Genomic DNA, 7,059 nt, shown 5'->3' with positions numbered 1-7,059 from the left:
GACAGCGTGCAGTTGTTAGGAGAAGCCTTCGTGCCACACGGCGACTGGGCGCGTATGCTGATTTTCCTGGGTGACAACGTGGGCGATCACTTTCGTGCGGCCGTCGACAACGTTCTGCACGATGGCAAGCAGCAGATGGAGCAATCCATTTTTGCTGATGAGATGTCCACGCAATCACTCACCCAGGCCCGTGAACTGATGCAACACCAGTGGAACGCGATGCTGGCGCGAGTTGCACCGCAACTGGAACAAATGATCGAAACGGACCGGCAGACCGGCCGCGCACAGGCGCACAGTCTGCGCATTGGCCTGTTCACCTGGTCGCAGACCATGGCAGCGCCTGCTGCATCACCCATCCCCCCAACCCCCAAGGAGAGCACATCATGAAAAACGTACTGAACACCCCGGTCACCGATGGCATCACGCGCCGGGAAGGACTGCTGTTGACCGTGCTGGGCAGTGCCATGGCACTGGCGGGCTGCGGCGGTGGTGGCGGTGGCGGCAGCGCCGGTGTCAGCAGCGGCGGCACCGGCTCTTTCTCGTCAGGGCCGATCGCCGGCTTTGGCTCCATCATCGTTGGCGGCATCCGGTTTGAAGATGCCACGGCCAGCAGCATTCTCGATGTCGATGACGACAACCGGGACATGCGCGGCAAGCTCAAGCTGGGCATGATGGTGCGGGTAAAAGGCAAGCCGAAAAACGGCGACCGCGCGGACGCGGACAGCATCGAGGTGCGCAGTGAGTTGCTGGGGCCGATTGCCAGCATTGACGCCAGCGCCAAGACCCTGGTGGTGCTCGGGCAAACCGTGCAGGTCACGACCACCACCATTTTCGAGGACGGCCTGACCGGCCTCCCGGCGCTGGCGGTGAACGACATTGTCGAAGTGCACGGCTTTGTCGACCCCGTGACCAACCGCCTCACCGCCACCCGCGTCGAGCGCAAACTGCTGGCCAGCGTCAAGGCCTTCAAGCTGCAGGGCACCATCAGCGCTTTGGACACCACCGCCAAAACCTTCAAGATCGGCACGCTTACCATCAGCTTTGCCGCGCCTGTCGACATCCCCGCCGGCCTGACCCTGGCCAACGGCATGCTGGTGCGGGTGCGGCTCGAGCCCGTCCTGACCAGCGGCACGCGCAAGGCGCTGAAAATCCGCCAGGTCGAGGTGGAGGTCGAAGACCGTGATGAAGCCGAAATCGAGGGCACCATCACCGCGTTCACCTCAAGCAGCAAGTTCAGCGTTAACGGGCAGCCGGTTGATGCAACGGGTGTCACCGTGCCGGCGGGCCTCAAGCTCGGCGACCGCGTCGAGGTCGAGGGCAGTCTGGTCAATGGCGTGCTGGTGGCGAAGAAGGTCGAACGGGAAGATGAAAACGACCCGCTCAAGCTCGAATTGCATGGCGCGATCGGCAGCCTGAACACAACCGCTAAAACCTTTGTGCTGCGCGGCGTCACCGTGGACTACAGCACCACCACCGACTTCCGCCCCGCCGGCAAAACGGCGGCCGACCTGGCCAACGGCGTGAGCGTCGAAGTCAAGGGGGTGGCCTCGGCGGACGGCACACAGCTCAAGGCGGCCCGGATTTCGTTCGAGTAAGTTCGGGCAGGTTCTCGCAAGGCTGCATTCCCTCCTCCCTTGCAGCCCTGGTCGGGCGGGCACCATGCCCGCCCTTTTTTCGCGCACAATTCGCGCCATGATCACGCTCTACGGCATTCCCAATTGCGACACGGTCAAAAAAGCCCGCGCCTGGCTCATTGAACAGGGGCTGGACTACCAGTTCCACGACTTCAAAAAGCAGGGCGTGCCGGACCCCAACCTGGCGCACTGGCAGCAGGCCGTCGGCTGGGAAACGCTGCTCAACCGCAAGGGCACGACCTGGCGCCAACTGGACGCCGGCCAGCAGGCCGCCGTGCGCGATGACGCCAGCGCCCAGGCGCTGATGCGGGCGCAGGTCAGCGTCATCAGGCGCCCGGTCGTCGAATGGGGCGATGGCCGCGTCACGGTCGGCTTTGATGCCGCAGCCTGGGCGACCCGGCCTTAAACGGCGCCAGGCAATGGTTCTCTTCTGGTCAGCTTTACAGTGGATTGACCGAACTCGGCGGCTCAAACCGACTCTGACTCACTAAAATCAGGCTTGACGCCAAGCCGTCATCCGGGTCACCGATAAACCCGTTAAAACGGAACAGCTTCAGCCGTTTGCTGAAAAGTGAGGTTTGCATCATGAAAAACGTTCCGACTCCCAAATCGCTGGCCATCGCGGCCATCGTGGCCAGCGCCGCTCTGGCGGCCGTGCCGGCCTGTGCCACCGACATTCTGGCGCGCGTGATCTCCAGCACCCCGGTGGTGCAGCAGGTGGCCGTGCCACGCCAGGTCTGCAGCAACCAGGCCGTCGTCGTGCAGGCGCCCAGGTCGGGCGCGGGCGCGTTGATGGGCGCGCTGGCCGGCGGCGCGGCCGGCAACGCGATTGGCCATGGCGGCGGCCGCGCGGCAGCCACCGTGCTTGGCCTGGTCGGCGGCGCCATGATTGGCGACAGCATCGAGGGCGGCGGCAGCCAGGTCCAGAACGTGCAGCAGTGCAGCACGCAAACCTATTACGAAAACCGCCCCAGCCACTACAACGTGGTCTATGAATACCAGAGCCAGCAATACACCACCCAGATGGCGACCGACCCCGGCCTTTATGTGCGGTTGCAGGTGACGCCGGTGGGCGCCATCAGCGCCGCGCCCCAGCCGGGTCTGCCGGCCCAGCCGCAGGCCTACCTGCAGCCTGCGCCGGTGGCGCCGGTATACGTCCAGCCCGTCGCCACCTATGTGCAGCCGGCGGTGTATCCCGCTTATTACGGCCAGCCGCAGTACGTCCAGCCCTACTACCCCCGGCCTTACTTCGCGCCCATCGGGCTGTCGCTAAACTTTGGCTACAGCCGGGGTTATGGGGGCGGGCACCATGGTCACTGGCGCTGAGCGCTGAAAGGCATGAAAAAGGGGCATTGGACGCCCCTTTTTTTATGGCTGAATCCCGCCTTGCGGGCGCTTACTGCGGCACCGTCTGAATCAGCGCGCCCTTGAACAGCACCGGCCCGCTCGGCCCGCTGCCCGGCGGCACGCCGCCCTTGGGCTCCAGGCTGATGGCCAGCGTGGGCACTTCGCGCACGTCGCTGTGGGCGGCCGTCAGGCGAAGCACCGGTTCACTGCCCAGCACGCCAAGCGATTTGGGTCCGCTGCCGGGCGGCAAGGCCCACAGCTGCAGCGACTTGTCGGCCTGCTCACGAAAATCCCCGACGCGCTTGAGCAACAGCTTTTTGTTTTTTGGGTCAAAGGTCACCAGCATCGACGCCGAGGCCTTGTCGTCGGCCAGCACCGCCACATACTGGATTTCGGGCGTGGCGGAAAGTTTTGCCGTGAGTTCCTGCACCTGCCCGTTCAGCTGCGTGTTCAGGTTCAGCCCCGTCACCAGCGCCACCACGGCCGCCAGCGCGCCCGCGCCGGCTGCGCCGCGCCACAGGCCCAGGCTGGCCCACCAGCCACCGGCCGCAGCCGTCACCGGTTTGGCACGCGCGGCCTGCATGGCCTTAACCTCCTGGTCGGCCCTGACCAGGTTTTCAATCCGCTGCCACACCACCGGGCTGGGCGCCGCCTGCGGTTGCAATTCAGCCACCGACGCCAGCCGGCTTTGCCAGATCAGCGCCGCGGCACGCAGGGTGGCGTTGTCACGCGCCAGCGCTTCAAAGCGGCGGCGCGCGCCACCGCGCAAGGTGCCCAGCGCGTAGCTGGCCGCCAGTTGCTCGATCAATGTCGGGTTGTTTGAAATATTCATGGTGCAACCTCGGCAACATCAGTGCGCAACGCCGGGCCGCCCCAAGCAAGCACAACCCCCTCGGGAGGCAGCGTATGACACGAAGTGAAGAGCGTGGGGGCCATATTCATGCAAACCTCGCCATGCAACCACGCAGTTGTTCCAAACCGCGCCGAATCCAGGTTTTCACGGTGCCCAGCGGCAGCTTGAGCTGCTGGGCCAGCTCGCCATGGCTGAGGTCGCGCAGGTAAGCCAGGCTGACGACTTCGCGCTGCTTGTGCTCGAGCTGGCCCAGGCACTGGTGCAGGGCCCAGGCCTGCTCGCTGGCTTGCGTGGTGTCCATGGGGTTGGGCGAATCACCGGCCACGGTGTCGGAAATCAGGTCATCAAGTTCGTGCATCATGTCGGCGCGGCCCACCGCCCGGCGCCGCAAAAAATCCAGGCCGCGGCTGCGCACCACCAACCCCATCCAGGCCATGGGCGGCGACAGCGTGGCCTTGTAGTCACCGGCAATGCGCCAGATATTGAAAAAAGCTTCCTGCAGCACATCCTCGGCCCATTCACGGTTGCTGACGACGCGCACCGCCACGCCGTAAAGCTTGGACGAGGTCAGGTCGTACAACTCCCTCAATGCCAATTCGTCGGCAAGGGCAACACGGTCGATCAGCGCAATCAAGTGGCTATCCGGGCTTTCTGGTTTCATGAACACCATTGTCAAGCATTACTAGGCATTACAGATACGCCGCCACCGGCCCGGCGGATTCAAAGCGAACGGCCGGGTAACCTAAAATCGGTGCTTACCTAGCTATCCACTTGCCCATGACCACCGAAAAAATCGACAACATCAGCGTCACGACCCAGGCCAATGTCTACTTTGACGGCAAATGCGTGAGCCACGGCATCACGCTGGCCGACGGCACGAAAAAATCGGTCGGCGTTATCTTGCCCGTTGCGCTGCCGGCCACCCTGACCTTCAACACCGGCGCGCCCGAGATCATGGAATGCGTGGGCGGCGCCTGCGAGTACAAGCTGGCCGGCAGCCAGGCCTGGGTCAAGTCCTCGGTCGGCGAGCAGTTCAGCGTCCCCGCCCACTCAACGTTCGACATCCGGGTCGCCGACGGCTTCGCGGCCTACCACTACATCTGTCATTTCGGTTGATTTCAGGATTTTCACCATGAGCACCATTCTTCAGCACCTGCCCACCGGCCAAAAAGTCGGCATCGCGTTTTCCGGCGGCCTCGACACCAGCGCCGCCCTGCACTGGATGAAACTCAAGGGCGCGCTTCCCTACGCCTACACCGCCAACCTGGGCCAGCCCGACGAGCCCGACTACGACGAGATTCCGCGCAAGGCGATGCAGTACGGCGCCGAAAAGGCGCGCCTGATCGACTGCCGCAGCCAGCTCGCCGCCGAAGGCATTGCCGCGCTGCAGGCCGGCGCCTTTCACATCACCACCGCCGGCGTCACCTACTTCAACACCACGCCGCTGGGCCGCGCCGTGACCGGCACCATGCTGGTGTCGGCCATGAAGGAAGACGACGTCAACATCTGGGGCGACGGCAGCACCTACAAGGGCAACGACATCGAGCGCTTTTACCGCTATGGCCTGCTGACCAACCCCAGCCTCAAAATCTACAAGCCCTGGCTGGACCAACTGTTCATTGACGAGCTGGGCGGCCGCGCCGAAATGTCGGCCTTCATGACCCAGGCCGGCTTTGGCTACAAGATGTCGGCCGAAAAGGCCTATTCCACCGATTCCAACATGCTGGGCGCCACGCACGAGGCCAAAGACCTGGAGCAACTCAGCAGCGGCATGAAGATCGTCAACCCCATCATGGGCGTGGCTTTCTGGAAGGACGAGGTCGAGGTCAAGCGCGAGGAAGTCACGGTGCGCTTTGAAGAAGGCCAGCCGGTAGCACTGAACGGCCAGCGTTTCGACAGCCTGGTCGAGCTGATTCTCGAAGCCAACCGCATCGGCGGCCGCCACGGCCTGGGCATGAGCGACCAGATCGAAAACCGCATCATCGAAGCCAAAAGCCGCGGCATTTACGAGGCCCCCGGCCTGGCGCTGCTGTTCATTGCCTATGAGCGCCTGCTGACCGGCATCCACAACGAAGACACCATCGAGCAGTACCGCGACAACGGCCGCAAGCTGGGACGGCTGCTGTACCAGGGCCGCTGGTTTGACTCGCAGGCCATCATGCTGCGCGAGACGGCCCAGCGCTGGGTGGCGCGCGCCATCACCGGCGAAGTGACGCTGGAACTGCGCCGCGGCAACGACTACTCGATCCTGAACACCGAGTCGGCCAACCTGACCTACAAGCCCGAGCGCCTGAGCATGGAAAAAGTCGAAGGCGCCTTCACGCCACTGGACCGCATCGGCCAGCTGACCATGCGCAACCTGGACATCATCGACACCCGCGACAAGCTGGCCATTTACACCCAGGCCGGCCTGCTGTCGGTGGGCGATGGCCTGGCCTTTCCTAGCCTGGGCAAGGGCGACACCAAGTAAAGTGCTTTTTTGGCACTTCAAATGGCTGTAGCCCAGGTAATATGGGCATCAGAAGCTATAAAAAATATAGCAACATAAAACCACCGCAAGGTGGTTTTATGCGTTCAAGCGATTTCCAGTCAGTCCAGAAAGCGCTGCGCGTAATCGGCGGGCGGCAGCAGGCAGCTCTCGCTGCGGCCAAACCAGGCGTAGCGGTGGCGCGCCAGAAAACGGTACAGCGCATCGCGCAGCGGGGCCGGTATCAGCCAGGCCAGCCACGCCAGCCGCCAGGCACCGCCCAGCGCGTGAAACATGCGCAGCAAGGCCGCCGTGTGCTGCCAGACGCGGTCGCCATCGACCAGCAGCAGGGTCTGCAGCCCCTCCACCTTGAGCCCGGCCTGCGCCAGAAAAGCCTGGCCGTGCGCGCCCTGGATCGAGGCAAAACGCAGCACGCGGCGCTGGTCGTGGCGCAGTAAAAACTTCACCCAGCCGTCGCACAGCAGGCATTGCGCATCGAACACCACAATCATGGTCTGCGCTTTCGGCCCGGCGTCTGGCCTTAGACGACCACCGGCTCGGGTTCCAGCAGGATGCCGAAGCGCTCGTAGACGCTGGTCTGGATCGCCTTGGCCAGCGTCATGACCTCGCCGCCCGTCACCGGGTGGCTGGCGCCGCCCCGGTTGACCAGCACCAACGCCTGCTTGTCGTAGACACCGGCGTTGCCGATGGACTTGCCCTTCCAGCCGCAGGCGTCGATCAGCCAGCCCGCCGCCAGC

8 protein-coding genes and 2 pseudogenes are annotated in these 7,059 nt (G+C 64.0%); 6 read left to right on the top strand and 4 right to left on the bottom strand.

What is annotated here, in order from left to right; all coding sequences use genetic code 11:
* The 4 genes and pseudogenes from RMO23_RS09665 to RMO23_RS09650 all read left to right on the top strand — a co-directional run.
* Nucleotides 1–387: pseudogene (locus tag RMO23_RS09665) on the top strand (hypothetical protein); the annotation flags it as partial.
* Nucleotides 384–1,595 (top strand): DUF5666 domain-containing protein, encoded by a 1,212-nt coding sequence (locus RMO23_RS09660; RefSeq protein WP_309680890.1) that lies wholly within the window; start codon nucleotides 384–386, stop codon nucleotides 1,593–1,595. The pseudogene RMO23_RS09665 and the gene RMO23_RS09660, both read left to right, overlap by 4 nt.
* Before the next feature lie 97 nt (nucleotides 1,596–1,692).
* Nucleotides 1,693–2,040, top strand: coding sequence for an ArsC family reductase (locus tag RMO23_RS09655; protein WP_309680888.1), 348 nt, complete (start codon nucleotides 1,693–1,695; stop codon nucleotides 2,038–2,040).
* A gap of 179 nt (nucleotides 2,041–2,219) precedes the next feature.
* On the top strand, nucleotides 2,220–2,960 hold the full coding sequence (locus RMO23_RS09650) for a hypothetical protein (RefSeq protein WP_309680886.1): 741 nt from the start codon (nucleotides 2,220–2,222) through the stop codon (nucleotides 2,958–2,960).
* 70 nt (nucleotides 2,961–3,030) lie between these two features.
* Here the strand turns inward: RMO23_RS09650 and RMO23_RS09645 are convergent, their stop codons facing one another.
* Entirely contained in the window at nucleotides 3,031–3,813 is a 783-nt protein-coding gene (locus tag RMO23_RS09645; RefSeq protein ID WP_309680884.1) for an anti-sigma factor domain-containing protein, read from the bottom strand.
* 106 nt (nucleotides 3,814–3,919) lie between these two features.
* Nucleotides 3,920–4,495: a sigma-70 family RNA polymerase sigma factor gene (locus RMO23_RS09640; protein WP_309680883.1), complete on the bottom strand. Its 576-nt coding sequence runs from the start codon at nucleotides 4,493–4,495 to the stop codon at nucleotides 3,920–3,922.
* A gap of 116 nt (nucleotides 4,496–4,611) precedes the next feature.
* On the opposite strand from RMO23_RS09640, the gene RMO23_RS09635 reads away from it, so the two are divergent.
* A complete protein-coding gene (locus RMO23_RS09635; protein ID WP_309680881.1) occupies nucleotides 4,612–4,950 on the top strand; it encodes a pyrimidine/purine nucleoside phosphorylase in 339 nt (112 codons plus the stop codon).
* 16 nt (nucleotides 4,951–4,966) lie between these two features.
* Nucleotides 4,967–6,304 (top strand): argininosuccinate synthase, encoded by a 1,338-nt coding sequence (gene argG, locus RMO23_RS09630; RefSeq protein ID WP_309680879.1) that lies wholly within the window; start codon nucleotides 4,967–4,969, stop codon nucleotides 6,302–6,304.
* A gap of 119 nt (nucleotides 6,305–6,423) precedes the next feature.
* On the opposite strand, the gene RMO23_RS09625 is transcribed toward argG, so the two are convergent.
* A complete protein-coding gene (locus RMO23_RS09625; protein WP_309680877.1) occupies nucleotides 6,424–6,813 on the bottom strand; it encodes a thiol-disulfide oxidoreductase DCC family protein in 390 nt (129 codons plus the stop codon).
* A gap of 29 nt (nucleotides 6,814–6,842) precedes the next feature.
* A pseudogene (locus tag RMO23_RS09620) lies at nucleotides 6,843–7,059 on the bottom strand (UDP-N-acetylenolpyruvoylglucosamine reductase); the annotation flags it as partial.

The sequence above is a fragment of the Polaromonas sp. genome (assembly GCF_031411155.1).
GTDB lineage: Bacteria > Pseudomonadota > Gammaproteobacteria > Burkholderiales > Burkholderiaceae_C > Polaromonas.
The sequence above is the reverse complement of the archived record's forward strand: the minus strand, read 5'-3'. Positions and strand labels throughout refer to the sequence as shown.

Bases quoted from the DNA above. Each gene is read 5' to 3' on its own strand.
- RMO23_RS09640 (WP_309680883.1), bottom strand. From the start codon at position 4,495: ATGAAACCAGAAAGCCCGGATAGCCACTTGATTGCGCTGATCGACCGT.
- RMO23_RS09655 (WP_309680888.1), top strand. From the start codon at position 1,693: ATGATCACGCTCTACGGCATTCCCAATTGCGACACGGTCAAAAAAGCC.
- argG (WP_309680879.1), top strand. From the start codon at position 4,967: ATGAGCACCATTCTTCAGCACCTGCCCACCGGCCAAAAAGTCGGCATC.
- RMO23_RS09660 (WP_309680890.1), top strand. From the start codon at position 384: ATGAAAAACGTACTGAACACCCCGGTCACCGATGGCATCACGCGCCGG.
- RMO23_RS09645 (WP_309680884.1), bottom strand. From the start codon at position 3,813: ATGAATATTTCAAACAACCCGACATTGATCGAGCAACTGGCGGCCAGC.
- RMO23_RS09635 (WP_309680881.1), top strand. From the start codon at position 4,612: ATGACCACCGAAAAAATCGACAACATCAGCGTCACGACCCAGGCCAAT.
- RMO23_RS09625 (WP_309680877.1), bottom strand. From the start codon at position 6,813: ATGATTGTGGTGTTCGATGCGCAATGCCTGCTGTGCGACGGCTGGGTG.
- RMO23_RS09650 (WP_309680886.1), top strand. From the start codon at position 2,220: ATGAAAAACGTTCCGACTCCCAAATCGCTGGCCATCGCGGCCATCGTG.